We start from the raw sequence: 20,386 nt of genomic DNA on the forward strand, positions 1-20,386 counted from the left end.
CCACTGTGCTTATTTAGTTTTAATAGTTACTATCACCCTTTTATATCTTGATAGCCGTGGTTCGCCTTTATCAGTCACCTTTAGAATAAAATGTGCCGTTTCTTCTTTATCTATTTGAGGGGCGGTAAAGTTTGCCTTATATATATTTTCCGCACCATTGGTCTTAATCGTTTTTTTATAAGTACCAGCTTCTGGATAGTGAAACCAGAGAAAACTAACATTATCACCGTTGGGATCATAACTCTGGAAAGCGTCCAAAGTAAAACCTTCGCCAGATGTAACTGTTATCTGTTCGGGGTGCGATAAAACAGGAACTGGTGGATGATTGGCTTCCTCAAACGACATCAAGCACCAATCCATTCGGGCTGCAAAATCATTTTGAAAATCATCCCTCCAACGCCAAAGCGTCACTTTAGAATCCGTAAAGGTGATGGTGTCTTGTTTTACCGACCTGCCAAATTCATTTGGGATATAAGGTGTATAACTATCAACGGCATTCGTCCAAATAGCTCTTGTTTCAGGAGCAATGGGAACACTTGAAACGCCTTTTTTTACTTTAGAAAAATCGGGTTTATAAAGTTCGTAGCGACCTCCCCAGCCGCCCCATTCAGGATGTTCGGCATTGTTTAATCCATTCGGAATTAGCGACAGAAACGCAGGGGTATCACCTTCCATTCCATAAGCCACATCGGGATACATAGCTCCTAAAGGTCCATGGTTTTGTTGCATATTATGGGCAATCCAACGATTACTAATAGTGGTTTGGTCAATCCCTTTGATGTCGTTGGTCATAATCCCAGACCATGTGGCGTTTCCATAATCATCACCCGGAGTTACAATATAAAACAAGTCGGGAAACGTATTCCGTATCCAAATACCACTATCATCTTGGTCTGAAATGGTGTAAACCCGAAGTTTCGCTATTAACCGTTTCGCTTCATTTTTGCTTTTTGTTTTTTCTATTTTGTATAAAGCCTGTGCAAGTGTGTTAGCGCCTCCCCATGTTGAAATCCATAACGGACGCTCATCCTTATTTTCTAGTATTTTTATGATCCAATCAGAGCCTTCAGAATCCATGCCTTCGCCAACACCTTTCATACCATATATTGGCAAACCCTTTTTTACTAACGGATATAATACCTTTGCTTCTGGGAAGTCGGGTTGATGCTTTTTCAAGTTTGAATGAACCTTTTCGTAAGCCTGAATCACTTTTGTAATCGATTCTGGATGGACAGCATTAGGCATCCAACATGAGGTCGTAGCAACAATGCCTTCGATATCAATTTCATTGGAATATAAAAGCAATCGAACTAAGGATTGTGTATCATCAGGTTCATTTTCTATATCGGTTAAGATGATGGTTCTGTTTTTTTGGAAGGCTTGTCCTTGAACAAAATTAAGACTGAGGGAAAATAGGATTGCAAACAAGAATGTTTTCATGCTTAAATAGTTTGTGGTGAAATAGTTGGCAAATATGCTGAAAATTTCACAAAATAATCCATTTAAAGATTAACAAAAAAAATCCGTAACGCTAATTACAGATTTTAAAAGATTGTATAAATAGTTTAAGGCCTATTTACTGCCTTTAGTCGTTTTTTGTTTGTTTATTTCGTCTTGCAGCTGGCGTCTTACTTTTTGCTCGCGTTCAACAGCTGTTTTGCGGTGCTCTTCAAATTCTTCTTCAATATCAGCTAAATTCTTTTTTGCTTGCCTAGTAACATCATTACTGTTTTTAAACTTGTAGATAAATAAGCCTAATAGCACTAGTAAACAGGCTATAATAACCCACATAATAGCTTTGTAACTGCCTTTGCCCATTTGTATTCCAAATAAGCTGATATTATCTTTTTCGCTTCGAGTATTTTCTAAATTTGTTTGGGTGCTTTCTAAACTTGACTTTAAATCGGAAATCTCTTTGGCTTGTGTGTCAACAAGTATTTTGGTGTCAGCTAAATCTTTATGAACGGCTTTTAAGGAATCTATGGTATGGGCTTTTAGTTTGTAAAGCCAATCTTTTTTAACGACCTTAAAATCTTGGTAGTTATTAGAACGTCTTATCACATATTCAAATTGATTATCTATGGAGCCTTCATCTAACGATAGTTTATCATCGTCTGTTTCATTTTGCGAAAATGTTGTAAAAGAACAAGTTAAAAGAACGGCTGTAACTAGTAGGTATTTAATGCATTTCATCTAGGTGATTTTAAAATGGTTATGTTTGGTTTACGAAGTTAAAAAAATTATGCTTTAATGTGGATATATTTATAAAAAAAGCCTCATTTGATTGAGGCTTCTATATATACGAATAGAAATTTTTATTGGATGTTTACCTGAAATAATAACGTTCCTTTTCTCCATTAGTGTTTACAAGCTCAATTTTTAATGGTTCGTAACGTGATAAATTCTTTATAATGTTTTGTGCATCATCAACTGAATTTACTTTTTGATCGTTTATTGCGGTGATTATTGCACCTTCTTTGACACCATATTTTTCCCAATATTCTGCGTATTTTTTACTAAACTCAGTAATTTTTATACCATGCGAAGTTTTGTATTTTTTTAATTCCTCTGGTTTGGCATTTTTCACTTGTCCCACAGTAGGAATAATAATGGTCTCATTTTTGGTTAACGTAACGTATACGGTCTTTAATTCGCCATCGCTGTAAATTTTAAGAAGCACCTTATCGTTTACGCGTTTAGCATTGATATGTCCTGTTAAATCGGCAAACTTAGATACTTTAATATTATCAATTTCTTTAATGATGTCACCTTTTTTAATGCCAGCTTTTTCAGCTCCAGAGGCTTCTATAACACTATCTACATAGATACCTTCGGTATCCCTTACACCAAATTCTTTAGACAATGCGCTATTTAAAGCCGTGCCATTAATACCAAGAATACCATTTTGTACATTGCCGTATTCCATAATATCTTCAATAACTCTTCTTGCGATATTGCTTGGTACGGCAAACGAATAGCCTACATACGATCCTGTTTGCGATGAAATAGCTGTATTAATACCAATAAGTTCTCCTCTAGTATTAACCAATGCACCACCAGAATTACCTGGATTTACAGCGGCATCTGTTTGAATAAAGGATTGTGAACTATTTCCAGATAAATCCCTGGATTTGGCACTAATGATACCTGCAGTAACGGTAGATGTTAAGTTGAATGGGTTTCCAACCGCCAATACCCATTCACCAACTTTAACCTCATCTGAATCGGCAAACGTTACAAATGGCAAATCCTCATCAGCATCAATTTTTAAAAGGGCAATATCTGTTTTGGGATCGGAACCAACAATTTCTGCCTTATAGGTTTTATTATTGTTTAATGTTACCGATAGTTCGTTGGCATTATTTATGACGTGATTATTGGTAATAATATACCCATCGGCATTTACAATAACACCCGAACCTGTACCCATTTGAGCACGTGGTGTGCTTCTTCCCATAAATAAATCCTGCAAGGTCATTTGCCCGGAACTGATCGACACGTTTTTTACGTGTACCACCGCATTTAAGGTGTTTTCGGCAGCTAAGGCAAAATCTGGAGCTTCGCTAACAGTTGAATATGCATTCATGTTACTAGTCGGTATAAATGCAGGATTCGCTGGAGCTGAAGTTACTAAAGGGTCATTTTCTGGTTCTAAAAATAATTTATAGGCACCAAGTGTTAACATGCCACCTAATGCTGAAACCAATACTAAGGATAAAATCTTCTTCATAATTTTCAGTTTTATTTTTATAGATTAACGATTAAAATTAAAAATTTATTGAATGGAAAATTCAACTTTAACGACTATTTAACAACGGAAAAAACGTTTTAATATTCATATATTTGCCATGTATTATGCAACAGATTTTTTATAAATATCAAGGAACAGGAAACGATTTTGTGATGATAGATAATCGTCACCAAACGTTCAACAAAAAAAATGCCAAACATATCGCATTGTTATGTGACAGACGATTTGGCATAGGTGCTGACGGTCTTATTTTGTTGGAGACTCATCCAGATTTAGATTTCAGAATGGTGTATTATAATGCCGATGGGAATGAAAGTAGTATGTGTGGCAACGGCGGACGTTGTTTGGTGGCATTTGCAAAACATTTGGGTGTTATTAATGAACATGCGGTTTTTGAAGCCATTGATGGCTTGCACCATGCTACTATACATGGCGATATGGTTAGATTGCAAATGCAAGATGTTCATAGCATTGAAAAACATTCAGAACATGTTTTTTTAAATACTGGCTCACCGCACCACGTGCAATTTGAAGAGCAGATAGAAAATTTTGACATTAAAACAAAAGGCGCTACCATTAGATATGGAGAGCCTTATAATGAAGCAGGCAGTAACGTTAATTTTGTTAAAAAAATAAGCGATCAAATTTTTGCGGTAAGAACCTACGAACGTGGTGTAGAAGATGAAACACTGTCTTGCGGGACAGGCGTTACAGCTGTCGCTTTGGCGATGCATGCCCTCAACGAAACCGATAAAAACCTGATAACTTTACAAGTTCAAGGTGGCGAATTACAAGTGAGTTTTGAATTTGAGAATGGGGTTTACAAAAACGTATGGCTCATAGGGCCTGCCACGTTTGTTTACAAAGGGAGTATATGATAACATTAAAAGGAAGTGAGATTTATTTACGGGCCTTAGAGCCGGAAGATTTAGAATTTGTATATGCCATTGAAAATGATGAATCTGTTTGGGAGATCAGCAACACGCAAACACCCTATTCAAAATTTCTCATAAAGCAATATCTTGAGAATGCCCATAAAGATATTTTTGAAGTGAAACAATTACGATTGGTGGTTTCGAGTTATGGTAATGAACCAGTTGGTTTGATTGATATTTTCGATTTCGATTTTAAAAATAAAAGGGCAGGAATTGGTATCTTAATTAAAGATGCGAAAGATAGAGATAAAGGTTATGGCAGGGAAGCTTTACAATTATTGATAAATTATAGTTTTTCGCATTTGGGGTTGCATCAGTTATATTGTAACATTTCAGAAGAGAATAAAGCTAGTATAAAACTTTTTACCAATCAAGGTTTTGTAAATGTTGGTCTAAAAAAGGATTGGAACCATGTTAATGGTTCTTATAAAAACGAATATCTGTTTCAGCTTATAAATAATTAAATGTATATAAAGAAGATACTTTTAACCATCGTATTTATCGGTTTAGCCGTAGCAGCTTATTTTGCTTACTATGTTTATAATGCCATGTTTGTGTCCAATACAAACTTTAATAACGATATCGCCTATGTATATGTTCCAACAAATGGTACCTATGCCGATGTAAGGGAACAACTGATACCACTTTTAAAGAATATTGATTCGTTTGACGCTTTGGCTAAACAAAAAAAGTACGTTACTAACATCAAAGCGGGACGTTATGCTATTAAAAAAGGCATGAACAATAATGATATTATTAACTCCATACGCAGTAATAATCTACCATTTAATATATCTTTTAATAATCAAGAATCCCTTGAAAAGCTTGCAGGACGTATCAGTGCTCAAATAGAAGCGGATAGCTTATCCTTATTAAATGCCATGACGGATACGTCATTTCTGCAAAAAAACGATTTTAATCGAGCCACCAGTTTGGGGATGTATATTCCAAATAGTTACGAATTTTTTTGGAATACGTCTGCTGAACAATTTAGGGACAGAATGTTGAAGGAATACAATAGATTTTGGAACGAGACGCGGAAAGCTAAAGCACAAGCCCTGAATTTAACACCAAACCAAGTGATTACTTTGGCGTCCATTGTTCATGAAGAATCTAAAGCCATTGATGAACAACCAAGAATTGCTGGGGTGTATTTAAATAGATTGCGCATAAAGATGCCTTTGCAGGCAGACCCAACATTAAAATTTGCAGCTTACCAATTACCTCAATACAAAAATACCATTATAAAACGGGTATTAAATGTTCACAAAGAAATTGATTCACCTTATAATACCTATAAAAACCTAGGTCTTACGCCTGGGCTTATTGCCATGCCAGACGTGTCTGCCATTGATGCCGTATTAAACTACGAAAAGCATGATTATTTGTATTTTGTTGCCGATGCGAAACGTTTGGGGTATCATAAATTCGCAAAAACCTTGGGGCAACATAATGCTTATGCTAGGGAATATCATATGTATTTATCATCTCAAGGCATTAATAAATAGTGGGGTATTTCAAACTTAAATATATTATCCTTCTTTTTTTTATAACCTATTTTTCTTTTTCTCAATCTAAACTAGACTCTTTTTTAACGCCAAGCGATACGTTACATAAACCCAGACGAAATGCCATCGTGATTGGCGAAGCGTCTGTAGTAGGCGTATCTTTAATCGGTTTGAATCAACTTTGGTATGCAGACTATCCAAAGTCTAAATTCCATACCATTGATGATAGTGGGGAATGGCTTCAAATGGATAAAATGGGCCATGTGTTTTCTTCCTATCAAATGGGAAGGATAGGTGCACAGGCGCTTCATTGGGCTGGAGTAAGCAAAAAAGATCAATTAATATATGGGGCCACTTTAGGTTTCGGATTTTTAACTGCTGTAGAAGTTTTTGATGGCTATTCTCAAGAATGGGGCTTTTCATGGACAGATGTTTTAGCCAATGCAGTGGGCACGGGGTTTTACGTCGGACAAGAATTATTATGGGATGAACAACGCATCATGTTGAAATTTTCATTTCATCAAACACAATATGCGTCACAGCGTCCGGATAAGCTTGGAGACGGTTTTTTAGAGCAGGTTTTGAAAGACTATAACGGACAAACTTATTGGCTAAATATAAATTTGCATTCTTTTTTCAAAGAAAGCAACATCCCTAAATGGCTTGATTTATCAATAGGCTATGGGGCTGAGGGGATGTTATCGGGATTGAAAGATGTTGACAATCAGTTGTTAACAAATAATGAGAGGTACAGGCAGTTCTATTTAAGTTTTGATTTAAATTTGAATAAGATAGAAACAAAGTCACGGGTATTGAGATCCGTATTGGATGTTTTTAACGTAATTAAGATGCCGTTTCCAGCCATTGAATTTAGTAAAAATGGACGTGTATTTCATCTATTGTACTATTAAAAAGGGCACATAAACGAGTAATTTTGAATTAATGATTATAATGTCTAATTTTGCACCCTCAAATTTTCAAGTATATTTTTAATTAAATATGCTGAAGAAATTTAAAAATTATGAAGAAAAGTATTGCAAGTTATCTGATTTTATCACTTACAATATGTGTTCTATTGTATGTTTCGTTGTCTTCGAAAGACACGATCGATTTAAGTAAATATTCAACGAAGGGCTTAGAGTTGAATTATACAGTAAGCCCAGAGCCAAATACCCACGAGAGCGATTTGGCATTCAACGAAGGAAACAGATTGTTTTCACCTTATCTAGGAAAATCTTTTGTAGGTTTTAAAGAGGCTTTAGCCTTTAAAGAGTCCAGAGGAGATTATTCTTCGGTTAACACCCTTGGTTACTTAGGAAAATACCAATTTGGAACGGAAACCTTAAAGCTGATTGGAATTTACAATCCTGCACATTTTTTGAGCAATCCTGCACTTCAAGAAAAGGCATTTATTGCAAATGCCGAGCGTAACAAATGGATTTTAAGACGCGACATTAAAAATTTTGTTGGTAAAAAAATCAATGGCGTTGTTATTACAGAGTCTGGAATTTTGGCGGCAGCGCATTTAGCAGGTCCAGGAAGTGTTAAGCATTATTTAAGAAGCTATGGTGTTCAAGACCATGAAGATAGTTATGGAACTTCCGTACAGTATTATATCAAAAAGTTTTCTGGATATGATACGTCTTTTTTAAAGCCGAATAAAAAAGCCAAAGCAACGTCCATTTAAAATTAAAATTTGTGGATAATGAATATGGTAGGCCTTTTATGAAGGTCTACTTTTTTTTTGCTCCATTCGTTAACGGAAAGTGTTTTAATAAACTCGGTTGGCAAGGTAATATCACAAGCCACACAAATACTGGTATTTTTTTCTAAAATGCTGCAAATGTCTTCCAGCATTTTATTATTTCTATAAGGTGTTTCAATAAAAATTTGAGATTGGTTCAGCTCAAAAGATAGGCGTTCCAATCGCTTAATTTCTTTTTTTCTTTCGTCTTTGTCTATGGGTAAATACCCATTAAAGGTAAAGCTTTGTCCGTTCATTCCAGAACCCATCATAGCCATTAAAATGGATGATGGACCAACCAACGGCACGACTTTAATATCCAGTTGGTGTGCCAATTTTACAACATCGGCACCAGGATCGGCTATGCCTGGGCAGCCCGCTTCAGAGAGTAAACCAACATCAATACCCTTGGTACAGGATTCCAAAAACTTTGGCAATTCGTTATCCTCTGTAAATTTATTTAGAAGATGTATTTTTAAAGTGGCTTGTAATTTATCGGGTGTTATTCTTTTTATAAAATGCCGGGCTGTCTTTTCATTTTCAACAATAAATGTATTTGTTTGTTCAATGATGTTTTTTACGGTCATGGGTAATACATCTAAAGGGTCATTATCTCCTAGGGTTGTTGGTATAAGATATAGTATTCCTTTAGCAGTATTCATCTGTCTATATTATTTTAAGTTTTGGTCAGATGCAACACCCTGTATAATCATCCTCGTTTGTATGAATATGATTCTCATGGGTGCTTCATTTTGTAGATTTATTTATAACTATTAAATCAATGATTTAGCAATTTTTGTACAAGCTTCGTCTAGCATTTTGTAAACGTTTTCAAATCCGTCTTCGCCTCCATAATAAGGGTCGGGCACATCATAATTTTGATTCGGATATATTTCATTTAATATGAATCTAACCTTGTCTTTGTCATTTTCATTTCTTGCAAGCGCTATTACATTGTTGTAATTGGATTCGTCCATCACATAAATATAATCGAATGTATCAAAATCAGCAACATTAAATTGTCTTCCCGATAAACTAGAAATGTCCAATCCGTATTTTCTAGCGACGGTTACAGAGCGTTTGTCGGGTGGACTCCCTACATGATAATTTGCGGTTCCAGCAGAATCTACTATGAATTTATTATTTGGAAGTTTGGATTTCAAAATGCCTTCGGCTAATGGCGATCGGCAAATATTACCTAAGCATACCATTAAAATTTTAATCATGGAAAGGGAAATTTAAATAGAGAGCTTTTTGGTGATGTCCTCAACGTATTTTTTGAATTGCTTGTCTGTAGCAGATAAGTTATCCACAGTCTTACAAGCGTGAAGCACTGTAGCATGATCCCTTTTTCCTATTTGGGAACCAATGCTTGCCAAAGATGCTTTGGTGAATTTTTTAGCAAAGAACATGGCTAATTGTCTCGCTTGTACAATATGGCGTTTTCTGGTTTTAGATTGCAATGTGTCTATATCCATTTGAAAATAATCGGATACAATTTTTTGTATATAATCTATGGAAACCTCACGTTTGGTATTCTTAACAAATTTTTCTACTATTTGTTTAGCCAAATCAATAGTGATCTCTTTTTTATTGAAAGAAGACTGAGCGATTAACGATATAATAGCACCTTCCAACTCTCTGACGTTCGTTTTAATGTTTTTGGCAACATACTCAATAATATCATCAGGCATTTCAACACCATCACGATATAATTTATTTTTCAAGATAGAAACACGGGTTTCAAAATCTGGATTTTGTAATTCAGCTGAAAGTCCCCATTTAAAACGAGACAATAAACGTTGCTCAATATCTTGCATGTCAACCGGTGCTTTGTCACTTGTTAAAATAACCTGTTTGCCATTTTGATGCAAGTGATTAAATATATGGAAGAACACATCTTGAGTTCCAGATTTCCCTGATAAAAATTGAACATCATCAATGATTAATACATCAATAATTTGATAAAAATGAATAAAGTCATTTCTATTGTTCTTTTTTACGGAGTCGATATATTGTTGTGTAAATTTTTCAGCAGAAATGTATAAAACAGTTTTTTCTGGATATTTGTCTTTAATATCAACACCAATGGCATGCGCTAAATGGGTTTTTCCTAACCCAACGCCACCAAATATAAGTAACGGATTGAACGAGGTTCCGCCTGGTTTTGATGCAACTGCTAAACCAGCGCTTCTTGCCAAACGATTGGAATCGCCTTCAAGAAAATTTTCAAAACTATAATTTGGGTTTAGTTGCGATTCAATCTTTACATTTCTAATGCCAGGAATTACAAACGGATTGCGTAATTCTGGATTTTTATTTTGAAGCGGAATATCAACCTCTTGGGATTTCATGCCGCTTCTATTGGAACTAGGAATTTTTTCGGTGAAAGGATGTTTGTTGCCATATGTGTTTTCCATTTTTATAATGTAAACCAATTTGGCTTTTTCACCAAGCTCTTTTGTTAGTGATACTTTTAAGATTTTTACATAGTGCTCCTCTAGCCATTCATAAAAGAATTTACTTGGCACTTGAATGCTTAATGCATTGTCTGAAAGCTTTACGGGAATAATAGGTTCAAACCAAGTTTTATACGCTTGCGGTTGTATATTATCTTTTATGAATTCAAGACAGTTATTCCATACCGATTGCGCAGTTACACTCATTATTGTATTTATGGTTTGTTTGTTAGTTAGTTAACGTAAAGAAGAATATTTCTTTTTTCCCCCTATTAATTGCTAGGCAAATATGTGAACAAAATTCTTAAAAAAAAAATGAATTAGTATTGAATTTTCAGAATTTTTTCATCATGTTTAACCTCTAGCCGAAACTACAAAAAATTATTTAATAAACCTTATGAAATTCGACAAAATACAAATAAGAGTGAGATATGGGGAAACCGACCAAATGGGAGTGGTATATCACGGAAACTACGCATTATATCTTGAAATGGGGCGTATTGAGTGGTTGCGAAAATTAGGGATTTCTTATAAAAATATGGAGCGAAATGGCCTTATGCTACCCGTAGTTTCTCTTTGTATAAATTATAAAAAATCAGCTGGTTATGATGATGTAATTAATGTAAAAACACAACTAAAAAATAAGCCCACAGCGAAGATTGAATTTGACTATGAAATCACCAATGAAGCAGGGGAAATTTTAACAACAGCTAGCACTATTTTAGTGTTTATTGACATGAAAACGAACCGGCCAGTGAAAGCCCCACAATATATTTTGGACGCCATAGGAGATTAATTTTTTATTTCCGTAATTTTTACTTCAAAAAGGGTGTCAAAGATGTCAAAAATGGATTGGGCATCTTTTTTTCTTACTGAAATATAGATATTACAATCCAATGCCAATCTTTGATTGCTAATGGTAATGTTGTTCTCCTTGATTACGCGCATCACTTTATTCATGTTTTTATAATCAAATGTGATACAGAATTCCTTGTTGATGGTTTTTTCAATGATCTTAGAGGCTTCTAACGTTAATTGTGCCGTGGTTTTGTAAGCATTGATTAAACCGCCAACACCCAATTTAACACCACCAAAATAGCGAACAACAACAATTAAAATATTTGTGACCTCAAAAGATTGTATCTGTCCGTAAATGGGCATGCCGGCGGAATTGTTTGGTTCGCCGTCATCATTCGCCCTAAATGATATCGTTTCAGTTCCAAATTGGTAAGCATAGCACCAATGTCTAGCGGCATGGTGTTTCTTTTTCAAATCTTCTATATATTGTTTTGCCTCGATTTCACTTTTTATTGGATATGCATATCCATGAAATTTACTGTTTTTATCTTTGAACAAAACAGTTTCAGTTACGGTTTCAATGGTTTTGTATGTGTCTTTTTCAGTCAAAAAAAGAGAATTAAAACAAATGGCTTTTTAATTTGAAAAGTGTTGTAACATCTTCTGTCTCGGGGTTGATGTACCAGGTGGCAATACCTAAAGCATTTGCTGTTTTAATGTTGTCCTTATTATCATCAATAAACAAGCAGTCTTTAGCTATTAAATTGTTTTCCTTCAAAACAAATTCAAAAATATCCCGATTTGGTTTTCTTAAATGAATCTCATGTGACAAGTAAAACGCATCAAAGCAATTTTTGAATTCCTCATAAAATGGCACGTTTTTTTTAATCCAATCCATATGAAGTTCGTTGGTATTACTCAATAGAATCAATTTATATTTTGAAGATATCTTTAACTCTTTTAAAAAATCCAATCGATGTTTCGGAAAATCTTTTAGCATGAAATTCCAAATATCAATAAGACCTTCTTCAGTAAGTTTAGGGAAGTTTTCAGTATAAAATTCCAAAAATTCATCTGTTGAAATTAAGCCCTGTTCATAAAAGCTATTGAACGCTATCATTTCTTCCGAAAATGCATCAATTTTAAAATGTTTGAACGCATTTTGTGTAAATCCCTCAATATCCAAATTTATGAACACATTGCCAAAATCAAAAATAATCGCTTTAATCATTTCTATATGTTTTAAGAATATCGTCCTTAATGTTTTCTTCAGAAATTAATTTACCATGTAAATGGGGTGCTTTAAGTCCTTTGTTGAATTGAACATCACCTGTAAAAATTCTGGCTTCATCCCAGAGATTTTCATCAATAAAAGTTTGTAAAGTATGTTTTCCGCCTTCAATAATTACAGAGTTTATATCCTTCTGAAATAGTAAGTCACAGATTTGTATTGCGACATCTTTTGAGAAATCTATATTATTTTTTGAGATGACCATTGTTTGAGCTTCATCATTAAAAACAGCTTGATTTTTAGGGAGTTTTAAATTCTTATCCAAAACAATCCGAATGGGATTTTGCCCCGTCCAATCCCTTACCGTTAAACTCGGATTATCCTGTAAAACCGTATTGGTGCCAACTAAAATGGCTTGTTCCTCGGCACGCCATTTATGGGTTAATTGTCTGGAATACTCGTTACTAATCCACACAGGTTTTTGCTCTTTTTTTGTTTCAGGAGCTATAAAACCATCTTTGGTTTCTGCCCATTTCAAAATAATATATGGACGTTTTTTGTTGTGAAATGTGAAGAAACGCTTATGGTGTTTCTTACATTCATCTTCTAAAACACCAACAGTTACTTGGCAACCAGCATTTTTAAGTTTTTCAACACCTTTTCCAGCAACTTTAATGTTGTCATCGATACATCCAATAACCACGTTTGGTATGTTATATTTAATAATGAGGTCGCTACACGGTGGCGTTTTACCAAAATGGGAACAAGGTTCTAAAGTCACATATTGTGTTGCATCCTTTAAAAGATTTTTATCAACAACGGAATTTATAGCGTTTACTTCGGCGTGGTTGCCACCATAAGTACTGGTGAAACCTTCACCAATAATTATGCTATTGTGAACAATCACACAGCCTACCATGGGGTTGGGACGTGTGCTTCCCAAACCATTTTTGGCAATTTCAATACAACGTTTTATGTATTTTTCATGTATATTCACGCCACAAAAATAAGGCTAAATAATGGGTATAAACAATATCATTATTAGAGAAATTCAACCAGAGGATAATCGGCAAATTGAGCAGGTCATTCGAGCGTGTTTTCACGAATTTAAAATTCCTTTGGAAGGCACTGCTTATTCGGATATTGAAACAGCAAAGATGTTTGAATCCTATCAAAATGCTAATGAGGTTTATTTTGTAATTGATGTCAATGGGAAAGTCCTTGGCGGCGGCGGCGTGAAACCATTAAAGGATTTCGAAACCGAGATTTGCGAAATTCAGAAAATGTATTTTTCGCCAGAAGTAAGAGGTAAAGGGTTTGGTAAACAATTATTCGAAAGGTGTTTAAAATCTGCAAAAGATTTAGGTTATAAACAATGCTATATAGAGTCTGCATCACAGCTTAAGGCAGCTATACATATTTATGAATCTTATGGTTTTAAGCATATACCAGGCGCATTAGGAAATACAGGACACTATTCTTGTGGGGTTTGGATGATAAAGGATTTATGAAGTTAAAAGATATTCAACATATTTTCCATCAAGGATTAGATGCCATTTATGATAAAAATGAAGTTGATAGTTTCTTTTTCATCTTACTGGAATCCTTTTACAATATCACCAGAATTCAATTAGCTATGAATCATGAGTTAATTATTGATGATAATGAAAGACTTTTCAATGCATTAGAACGTTTAAAAAAAGAAGAACCTATTCAATATATACTAGGGGATACCGAGTTTTTCGGATTGCCTTTTAAAGTAAATCAAGATGTGTTGATTCCACGACCAGAAACGGAAGAACTCGTTTCACTCGTAGTTAAAAGTTTAAAGTTAAAAGTTGAAAGTTCACAATCAATAAACATTTTAGATATAGGGACAGGTAGTGGTTGCATTGCTATTTCATTAGCTGCAAATTTGAAAAACGCTAAAGTTTATGCTCTAGATGTTAGTAAGGAAGCGTTGAACATCGCTAGACAAAATGCTGAATTAAATCATGTTGAAGTCACGTTTATTGAAGCTGATATTTTAAAGACGGAAGGTGTTTCGGATTTGAAATTTGATATCATTGTTTCAAATCCACCGTACGTTCGTGAACTAGAAAAAGGACAAATGAAGCCCAATGTTTTAAATAATGAACCGCATTTGGCGTTGTTTGTTGAAGATGAAAATCCGTTGCAGTTTTATAAAGCCATCACTAAGTTTGCTGTTAATAATTTGAAGGACAACGGTATGCTTTTTTTTGAAATTAATGAATATCTTGGTAACGAAATGATTCAGTTATTGAAAGACCATAACTTTGGAAATATTGAATTGAAACAAGATATCTTTAAAAAAGACAGAATGATTAAAGGTCAAATAGGATAATGAATAGCATTGAAGAACACATATTAAAGCTTCGTAACGAACTAAACGAGCATAATTATAATTATTACGTATTGGATAACCCTAGCATATCTGACTTGGAATTCGATTTAAAGCTGAAGGAATTAGAAGCTCTAGAACATCAACATCCAGAGTTTTTTGATATTAATTCTCCAACGCAACGTGTAGGAGGGGAAATCACTAAAAACTTTGAAACTGTTCCGCATGAGCATCGCATGTATTCTTTGGATAATTCCTATTCAAAAGAAGATTTATTAGATTGGGAGAATCGAATAAAAAAGATGATTGATGGCGAGATTCAATATGTGTGCGAATTAAAATATGATGGAGCTTCCATTAGTTTGACTTATGAAAATGGGGTTTTAACAAAAGCTGTTACTAGGGGTGATGGTTTTCAAGGGGATAACATCACGGCAAATGTAAAAACGATTAAATCGGTCCCATTGAAATTAAAGGGTGATTATCCAGCAAAATTTGATATTCGAGGTGAAATTGTTTTACCTATTGACGGATTTAATAAAATGAACGAAGAACGCATTGAGATTGGTGAAGAACCTTATAGAAATCCAAGGAATACCGCTTCAGGAAGCTTGAAATTGCAAGATAGCGCCGAAGTTGCAAAACGTCCTTTAGATTGTTTGCTTTATAATTTAAAAGGGAATCATTTAGGAATTCATTCACATTTTGAAGGTTTAAATAAAGCAAGGGAGTGGGGGTTTAAAGTACCTAGTGCTTCAAAATTAGTCTATTCTATAGAAGAGGTATTGGAGTTTATAGCTTACTGGGATGTGCATCGACATGATTTGCCTTATGAAACAGATGGGGTTGTTATCAAGGTTAATAGTTTAGACCAACAAGAAGAATTGGGTTACACTGCTAAATCGCCACGTTGGGCGATAGCGTATAAATTTAAAGCAGAACGCGTTTCCACAAAGTTAAACAGTATTTCCTATCAAGTGGGCCGCACGGGTGCCATCACACCTGTTGCCAATTTACAGCCTGTCGAATTGGCTGGAACTATTGTGAAAAGAGCATCGTTACATAATGCCGATCAAATAGAAAAATTGGATATTAGGGTAGGCGATGAGGTGTATGTTGAAAAAGGTGGAGAAATCATTCCGAAGATTATTGCAGTAGATTTAAGTCAGCGACCACCAAATTCAACTCCAACTGAATATATTACAGATTGTCCAGAATGTGGAACATCATTAGTTAGGCAAGAAGGTGAAGCACAACATTATTGCCCTAATTATAATGGTTGTAAACCTCAAATCATTGGCAGGATTCAACATTATATATCGCGTAAAGCCATGGATATTGAAGGCTTGGGTGGTGAAACTGTAGCCCTTCTTGTCAATCATGGTTTGATTGATAATTATTCAGATTTATACGAATTGACTAAAGAGCAAATTATTCCTTTGGAAAGAATGGCCGAAAAAAGTGCCGATAATTTAATTTCAGGTATTAAACAATCAAAAAGTATACCTTTTGAAAGGGTTATGTATGCTTTGGGCATTCGTTATGTGGGAGAAACGGTTGCTAAAAAATTGGCAAAACATTATAAATCTATTGATGCCATTGCTATGGCTTCTGTCGATGATCTAGTAAATGTTGATGAAATAGGGATAAAGATAGCACAAAGTGTGGTTGAGTTTTTTATTTCAGAAAAGAATATTTATATTGTAGGGCGTTTAAAACAGTTTGGTGTTCAGTTGAAAATCTCTGCGGAACAACTTATAGGTCAGACAAACAAACTCGAAGGCCAGAGTATAGTCATCTCTGGTGTTTTTGAAACTTTATCCAGAGATGAGCTTAAAAAACTTATAGAAGATAATGGTGGAAAAGTAAGCAGTTCAATTTCTTCTAAAACTAGTTTTATTGTTGCGGGCGATAATATGGGGCCCAGTAAAAAGAAAAAAGTAGAAGACTTGAATATTTTGTTAATTAGTGAGTATGAATTCTTACAAAAAATTAAATAAAATATTATTTCATCGATAAAATGTTAATTTTTATCGTTTAATAGTGCGAATGTTTTATATTTGTCAGGTAAAAATTTGATGTCTCTCATGAATAAATCTATATTCTTGGTTGGTTTGGTTTTATTAATTTATGCACTTTTTGTTGTTTTCCAATTTAGTGGTCATGACTTATTAGCTTTCAACTTTAGATCTTTGATATTTCCAGCGGTTGCCCTAACTTATTTTATATGCGTTAAGGAAAAATCTGTTTTTTTTATTTTGTTTTTAATTTTTTACTCTTTATCTGAGCTATTAGCTTTAATTTCAGATAAATTAAGCTACAGTGTTGATTATTTATTAGGAAACATACTTTATATTCTGGCGTATTTAATGTTATTCATTAAAATTTGTAAATCCATTAGTTTAGCTCACGTACTTAAAAATTTCAAAATACATATACTAGTATTGACTGCTTTAAATATTTATATTGTATATGTTTTACAAGTTATTATAGGACCTCATGTAGAATTGAACCATGAATATTTTGTTGAGCTAGTTTATAATATTGTTATGCTTTTATTGTTGTCTAGTTCTCTTTTAAATTATTTTTATAGAGATAATAAAAAGTCTTTATATTTATTTATAGGATCTCTTTGTATTGTGTTTTCTGAAGTAATAAGCGTTGCCTATTTATATGTGGCAGAACAAGATTTACTCAGTTTTACGGCTGTGTCATTAGCATTAATTGCGTTTTATTTCTTCTATCAGCAGTCTAAACTAGAAAATGAGGAATCAATAAATAATAATATGCTAATTGATTAGCTTCTATTCATAAGGGATGATTTTTCTTTATAAATAGAATAAATAGCTGCAAGAATAAAAATGCTAGCTATAATTAAATTCCAATACTAATTTCTTCTATTGGTTCTTGCTTATTTTTTTCAAAAAAACAAACACTACTGAAAAGCGGTAAGTCCACACCATATATGTTAATTAAAAGCGCGTAGAATTATTCTAATTACATACGATATGCTTTTTTTCAAATTGCATCATTCACTTGAATGTTAAACATAGCTTTTGCATTTTTTAGTGCGATTTTTAATATTATTAATTGATTTCAAACTAAAATTTAACAATATAATCGATGAAATGTCATTTTTTTTCGATGTAATTAATTATATTTGTAGCCCTACTTATATAATCTACTATGAAAAAAATATTCACGATTGGCTATGAGGCCATATTTTTTTTCGCTTTATTGTTATTGATAACTTTAAATATTTTTGCGGCTTACGTCGAAAATCCTTTGCTTTTGAATGCTTCTAAAGCTCTATTTATACCCTTTTTTTTAATAGCTTTCTGCATTAAGAACAGAATTATAAATTTGGTGTTTATTGCTTTTTTAGTATTCTCATTTTTAGGTGACGCATCTGGGCTGTTTTTAGTGAATGATTCTGGAACAGCTAGCTCAAACGCCATGTATTTGTTTAGTTATATAGGTTTAATTGTGATTGGTGCTTCCAAATTCAAGCTTGTGGATATTGATAAGGTAGTTGGTTTTTATTTACTGGGTATTTTATTAATTAACGGTTATTTTTTATACTCATTATGCAGTATGCTGAGCGCTTTGATAGTAGACGGTACGGAAATGATTTTGTTTGGAACAAAAAGTATGGCATTAATTCTGTTGGTGTTTATCTCTTTTGCAGTATACCTTGGTAAACAGACAAAAGCATCCATTCTTTTTTTAATGATGGCCATATGTTTTGCCTTTTCTGATGTTCTAGATTATGTAGTACATTATTATGTTTATAATTGGAGTATTTTAATGATAGATAGACTTTTACATATTGCAGCTTTGTTTTTTGCCTTTCAATACATTATTGAAACCAATAAAGTATCTAAAGGTCTGTATGTGGAGAAAGATGTGCTAGAAAAAACATTTTCTAGAGGTAAGGTATTGGCTTAAACGGTAATAGATGTTCCATGGGCGCTTTTATTTTTTTCAGAGTCAAAATAAAAATCGATGCGTCCTAAATTTATACCATAACAACCCACTTGGTTTACAAGCATATTTTTGCCTTCTATATTTTTTACTATAGTCGGTTTTGATAAAAAGGTATGAGTATGACCGCCAATTATTAAGTCGATGTTTTTTGTGGCCGCTGCCAATTTTAAATCACTTATTTTATTTGGATTTTCTTTGAAATCATATCCTAAATGAGATAAACATATAATCAAATCACAAGCTTCGTCATCTTTTAAAATTCGAGTCATTTCCTGTGCCGTTTCTATTGGGTCTAAATATTTGGTTTCTTTGTACATGTTTTTATCAACCAAGCCCTCTAATTCAATGCCTAATCCAAAAACACCTATCTTAATATTATCTTTTTTAAATACTCTATAGGGTTTTGAATGTGTGTCCATAATCGTGTTTGAAAAATCATAATTTGAACAGATAAAATCAAATTTAGCATGCGGCAATTGGGCATATAGACCATCTATACCATTATCGAAATCATGATTGCCAATGGTTGATGCGTCATATTTTAACATGCTCATTAACTTAAATTCCAATTCGCCTCCATAATAATTAAAGTATGGCGTACCTTGAAAAATATCACCGGCATCCAATAAAAGCGTATTAGGGTTTTCTCTTCTAATGGATTCAATCAAACTGGCTCTACGGGCAACACCACCTTTATTAGCATTTCGCCCGTCTTCTGGACCAAACACATCGATATGACTGTGCACATCATTGGTATGCAAAATGGTTATTTGCGATGTTTTAACTGGGATTGAGAACGATTGTAACCCAAAACCGCTTAATGTTAAGGCTCCAGTAGCTACGGATGTTTTTTGTAAAAAATCTCTACGTTTCATTAGTTATTCTTCGTTGTTTTTTGAATAAACCTATCGTCTCTAACCGGACTTATAGTGTCCACTTTTTTAAAATGATCAATCAAAGCATTTCTGATTTTGTAATTTAAATCATGAACACTATTATTTGGTTTAAAGAAAGTCATATTATCCCCGCCGTTGAATAAATAATCATTGGTGGCGACATAATAGGTGTTATTATCTTCAATGTTCTTACCATTTATGGTGGCTTCAACAACATTAAAATTGGTATCAATAATCAGTTTTAATTTGGAAATGGGATGTGCTTTTTTGGACTTGCTTAAATAAGCAATCAAGCTATCCATTTGGGTTCCTTTCATTTCAACTACCAATAGGGTGTTTTCAAAAGGCATCAATTCAAAAGCTGTTCTCGTAGTAACATTTCCTTTAGACATTATGGAGCGAATACCGCCATGATTTAATAAAACCATATCTATATTTTTTCCGGTTCGCTTTTTAAAAATCGGGTTGGCTTCATCAAAAACAGCATCCGCCATAAAGTTACCTATGGCGGTGTTAAAATCGCCATCACTTTTAGTATAAGTGCCTGCCGAATAAGCCAACACGCTATCCAAATCTTTCTGAATATGGCTTCTATAAGGTTTTATAAATGCCTCAATCTCATTATTTGTGGATAAACTATCTGAAATTGAAATTTGTTTTCCTTCAATTTTCGTCAAGTATAAATGTGGTTCTTTGCAACCGAAAAAGAATACTA

Annotated in this window: 22 protein-coding genes; 11 read left to right on the plus strand and 11 right to left on the minus strand. The window is 33.8% G+C overall.

The genetic code is table 11. The features are described 5' to 3' along the window. Positions 1–9 precede the first annotated feature (9 nt). The 3 genes from CDH49_RS10960 to CDH49_RS10970 form a co-directional block, all read right to left on the minus strand. Entirely contained in the window at positions 10–1,440 is a 1,431-nt protein-coding gene (locus CDH49_RS10960; protein ID WP_100615556.1) for a DUF1593 domain-containing protein, read from the minus strand. Positions 1,441–1,572: 132 nt separating this feature from the next. Continuing rightward, positions 1,573–2,193 carry a tRNA (guanine-N1)-methyltransferase gene (locus CDH49_RS10965; RefSeq protein WP_100615557.1) on the minus strand — a complete coding sequence of 207 codons (621 nt, stop codon included), beginning with the start codon at positions 2,191–2,193 and terminating at the stop codon, positions 1,573–1,575. Between the two features lie 133 nt (positions 2,194–2,326). Then, positions 2,327–3,730, minus strand: coding sequence for a trypsin-like peptidase domain-containing protein (locus CDH49_RS10970; protein WP_100615558.1), 1,404 nt, complete (start codon positions 3,728–3,730; stop codon positions 2,327–2,329). A gap of 125 nt (positions 3,731–3,855) precedes the next feature. Here CDH49_RS10970 and dapF point away from each other — a divergent pair, with 125 nt between their 5' ends. From dapF to CDH49_RS10995, 5 genes are all read left to right on the plus strand, one after another. Further along, on the plus strand, positions 3,856–4,629 hold the full coding sequence (dapF, locus tag CDH49_RS10975; RefSeq protein ID WP_100615559.1) for a diaminopimelate epimerase: 774 nt from the start codon (positions 3,856–3,858) through the stop codon (positions 4,627–4,629). Beyond that, positions 4,626–5,150: a GNAT family N-acetyltransferase gene (locus tag CDH49_RS10980; RefSeq protein ID WP_100615560.1), complete on the plus strand. Its 525-nt coding sequence runs from the start codon at positions 4,626–4,628 to the stop codon at positions 5,148–5,150. Before dapF ends, CDH49_RS10980 begins: the two co-directional genes overlap by 4 nt. Beyond that, entirely contained in the window at positions 5,151–6,194 is a 1,044-nt protein-coding gene (gene mltG / locus CDH49_RS10985; RefSeq protein WP_100615561.1) for an endolytic transglycosylase MltG, read from the plus strand. It begins immediately after the preceding gene. Further along, positions 6,194–7,105, plus strand: coding sequence for a DUF2279 domain-containing protein (locus CDH49_RS10990; protein WP_239970644.1), 912 nt, complete (start codon positions 6,194–6,196; stop codon positions 7,103–7,105). The genes mltG and CDH49_RS10990 overlap by 1 nt, the downstream gene beginning before the upstream one ends. A 110-nt stretch (positions 7,106–7,215) precedes the next feature. Then, the gene (locus CDH49_RS10995; RefSeq protein WP_100615562.1) at positions 7,216–7,881 is read left to right on the plus strand and encodes a peptidoglycan-binding protein LysM; all 666 of its coding nucleotides are present in this window, start codon (positions 7,216–7,218) and stop codon (positions 7,879–7,881) included. Positions 7,882–7,883: 2 nt separating this feature from the next. Here CDH49_RS10995 and CDH49_RS11000 read toward each other — a convergent pair whose 3' ends face one another. The 3 genes from CDH49_RS11000 to dnaA all read right to left on the minus strand — a co-directional run bounded on the left by CDH49_RS11000 (position 7,884) and on the right by dnaA (position 10,604). Further along, positions 7,884–8,600 (minus strand): SAM-dependent methyltransferase, encoded by a 717-nt coding sequence (locus CDH49_RS11000; RefSeq protein ID WP_100615563.1) that lies wholly within the window; start codon positions 8,598–8,600, stop codon positions 7,884–7,886. A gap of 111 nt (positions 8,601–8,711) precedes the next feature. Then, positions 8,712–9,164 (minus strand): low molecular weight protein-tyrosine-phosphatase, encoded by a 453-nt coding sequence (locus CDH49_RS11005; RefSeq protein WP_239970645.1) that lies wholly within the window; start codon positions 9,162–9,164, stop codon positions 8,712–8,714. Positions 9,165–9,176: 12 nt separating this feature from the next. Then, positions 9,177–10,604 carry a chromosomal replication initiator protein DnaA gene (dnaA, locus tag CDH49_RS11010; RefSeq protein ID WP_100615564.1) on the minus strand — a complete coding sequence of 476 codons (1,428 nt, stop codon included), beginning with the start codon at positions 10,602–10,604 and terminating at the stop codon, positions 9,177–9,179. Between the two features lie 190 nt (positions 10,605–10,794). Between dnaA and CDH49_RS11015 the strand changes: the two genes are divergently transcribed. Further along, complete coding sequence (locus tag CDH49_RS11015; protein ID WP_100615565.1) at positions 10,795–11,193, plus strand: acyl-CoA thioesterase; 399 nt, start codon at positions 10,795–10,797, stop codon at positions 11,191–11,193. Here CDH49_RS11015 and CDH49_RS11020 read toward each other — a convergent pair. Genes CDH49_RS11020 through ribD form a run of 3 tightly spaced genes read right to left on the minus strand, consistent with a single transcriptional unit; the run spans position 11,190 to position 13,423 of the window. Further along, positions 11,190–11,804 (minus strand): IMPACT family protein, encoded by a 615-nt coding sequence (locus CDH49_RS11020; protein WP_100615566.1) that lies wholly within the window; start codon positions 11,802–11,804, stop codon positions 11,190–11,192. The genes CDH49_RS11015 and CDH49_RS11020 overlap by 4 nt on opposite strands. Before the next feature lie 10 nt (positions 11,805–11,814). Further along, positions 11,815–12,426 (minus strand): HAD family hydrolase, encoded by a 612-nt coding sequence (locus CDH49_RS11025; RefSeq protein WP_100615567.1) that lies wholly within the window; start codon positions 12,424–12,426, stop codon positions 11,815–11,817. After that, positions 12,419–13,423 carry a bifunctional diaminohydroxyphosphoribosylaminopyrimidine deaminase/5-amino-6-(5-phosphoribosylamino)uracil reductase RibD gene (gene ribD, locus CDH49_RS11030; RefSeq protein WP_100615568.1) on the minus strand — a complete coding sequence of 335 codons (1,005 nt, stop codon included), beginning with the start codon at positions 13,421–13,423 and terminating at the stop codon, positions 12,419–12,421. The genes CDH49_RS11025 and ribD overlap by 8 nt, the downstream gene beginning before the upstream one ends. Before the next feature lie 22 nt (positions 13,424–13,445). On the opposite strand from ribD, the gene CDH49_RS11035 reads away from it, so the two are divergent. The 5 genes from CDH49_RS11035 to CDH49_RS11055 all read left to right on the plus strand — a co-directional run bounded on the left by CDH49_RS11035 (position 13,446) and on the right by CDH49_RS11055 (position 18,736). Then, on the plus strand, positions 13,446–13,937 hold the full coding sequence (locus CDH49_RS11035; protein WP_100615569.1) for a GNAT family N-acetyltransferase: 492 nt from the start codon (positions 13,446–13,448) through the stop codon (positions 13,935–13,937). Next, positions 13,934–14,791 carry a peptide chain release factor N(5)-glutamine methyltransferase gene (gene prmC / locus CDH49_RS11040; protein WP_100615570.1) on the plus strand — a complete coding sequence of 286 codons (858 nt, stop codon included), beginning with the start codon at positions 13,934–13,936 and terminating at the stop codon, positions 14,789–14,791. Before CDH49_RS11035 ends, prmC begins: the two co-directional genes overlap by 4 nt. Further along, positions 14,791–16,788, plus strand: a complete 1,998-nt coding sequence (ligA, locus tag CDH49_RS11045; RefSeq protein ID WP_100615571.1) for an NAD-dependent DNA ligase LigA — start codon at positions 14,791–14,793, stop codon at positions 16,786–16,788. Before prmC ends, ligA begins: the two co-directional genes overlap by 1 nt. An 87-nt stretch (positions 16,789–16,875) precedes the next feature. After that, entirely contained in the window at positions 16,876–17,589 is a 714-nt protein-coding gene (locus CDH49_RS11050; protein WP_100615572.1) for a hypothetical protein, read from the plus strand. Positions 17,590–17,974: 385 nt separating this feature from the next. Further along, the gene (locus CDH49_RS11055) at positions 17,975–18,736 is read left to right on the plus strand and encodes a hypothetical protein (protein ID WP_100615573.1); all 762 of its coding nucleotides are present in this window, start codon (positions 17,975–17,977) and stop codon (positions 18,734–18,736) included. Here CDH49_RS11055 and CDH49_RS11060 read toward each other — a convergent pair. Beyond that, on the minus strand, positions 18,733–19,650 hold the full coding sequence (locus tag CDH49_RS11060) for a bifunctional metallophosphatase/5'-nucleotidase (RefSeq protein ID WP_100615574.1): 918 nt from the start codon (positions 19,648–19,650) through the stop codon (positions 18,733–18,735). The two genes, CDH49_RS11055 and CDH49_RS11060, sit on opposite strands and share 4 nt — an antisense overlap. Continuing rightward, positions 19,650–20,348 carry a 5'-nucleotidase gene (locus tag CDH49_RS11065; protein WP_317044391.1) on the minus strand — a complete coding sequence of 233 codons (699 nt, stop codon included), beginning with the start codon at positions 20,346–20,348 and terminating at the stop codon, positions 19,650–19,652. Before CDH49_RS11065 ends, CDH49_RS11060 begins: the two co-directional genes overlap by 1 nt. Between the last annotated feature and the right edge of the window lie 38 nt (positions 20,349–20,386).

This window comes from Confluentibacter citreus (assembly GCF_002807055.1).
In the GTDB taxonomy this organism is placed as follows: Bacteria; Bacteroidota; Bacteroidia; order Flavobacteriales; family Flavobacteriaceae; genus Confluentibacter; species Confluentibacter citreus.

Coding starts and splice junctions, on each gene's coding strand:
- CDH49_RS11060 (WP_100615574.1), bottom strand. CDS start 19,650: ATGAAACGTAGAGATTTTTTACAAAAAACATCCGTAGCTACTGGAGCC.
- CDH49_RS11025 (WP_100615567.1), bottom strand. CDS start 12,426: ATGATTAAAGCGATTATTTTTGATTTTGGCAATGTGTTCATAAATTTG.
- CDH49_RS11035 (WP_100615569.1), top strand. CDS start 13,446: ATGGGTATAAACAATATCATTATTAGAGAAATTCAACCAGAGGATAAT.
- dnaA (WP_100615564.1), bottom strand. CDS start 10,604: ATGAGTGTAACTGCGCAATCGGTATGGAATAACTGTCTTGAATTCATA.
- CDH49_RS10995 (WP_100615562.1), top strand. CDS start 7,216: ATGAAGAAAAGTATTGCAAGTTATCTGATTTTATCACTTACAATATGT.
- CDH49_RS11000 (WP_100615563.1), bottom strand. CDS start 8,600: ATGAATACTGCTAAAGGAATACTATATCTTATACCAACAACCCTAGGA.
- CDH49_RS10965 (WP_100615557.1), bottom strand. CDS start 2,193: ATGAAATGCATTAAATACCTACTAGTTACAGCCGTTCTTTTAACTTGT.
- CDH49_RS11050 (WP_100615572.1), top strand. CDS start 16,876: ATGAATAAATCTATATTCTTGGTTGGTTTGGTTTTATTAATTTATGCA.
- CDH49_RS11015 (WP_100615565.1), top strand. CDS start 10,795: ATGAAATTCGACAAAATACAAATAAGAGTGAGATATGGGGAAACCGAC.
- mltG (WP_100615561.1), top strand. CDS start 5,151: ATGTATATAAAGAAGATACTTTTAACCATCGTATTTATCGGTTTAGCC.
- prmC (WP_100615570.1), top strand. CDS start 13,934: ATGAAGTTAAAAGATATTCAACATATTTTCCATCAAGGATTAGATGCC.
- CDH49_RS10960 (WP_100615556.1), bottom strand. CDS start 1,440: ATGAAAACATTCTTGTTTGCAATCCTATTTTCCCTCAGTCTTAATTTT.
- CDH49_RS11055 (WP_100615573.1), top strand. CDS start 17,975: ATGAAAAAAATATTCACGATTGGCTATGAGGCCATATTTTTTTTCGCT.
- CDH49_RS10980 (WP_100615560.1), top strand. CDS start 4,626: ATGATAACATTAAAAGGAAGTGAGATTTATTTACGGGCCTTAGAGCCG.
- dapF (WP_100615559.1), top strand. CDS start 3,856: ATGCAACAGATTTTTTATAAATATCAAGGAACAGGAAACGATTTTGTG.
- ligA (WP_100615571.1), top strand. CDS start 14,791: ATGAATAGCATTGAAGAACACATATTAAAGCTTCGTAACGAACTAAAC.
- CDH49_RS10970 (WP_100615558.1), bottom strand. CDS start 3,730: ATGAAGAAGATTTTATCCTTAGTATTGGTTTCAGCATTAGGTGGCATG.
- CDH49_RS11005 (WP_239970645.1), bottom strand. CDS start 9,164: ATGATTAAAATTTTAATGGTATGCTTAGGTAATATTTGCCGATCGCCA.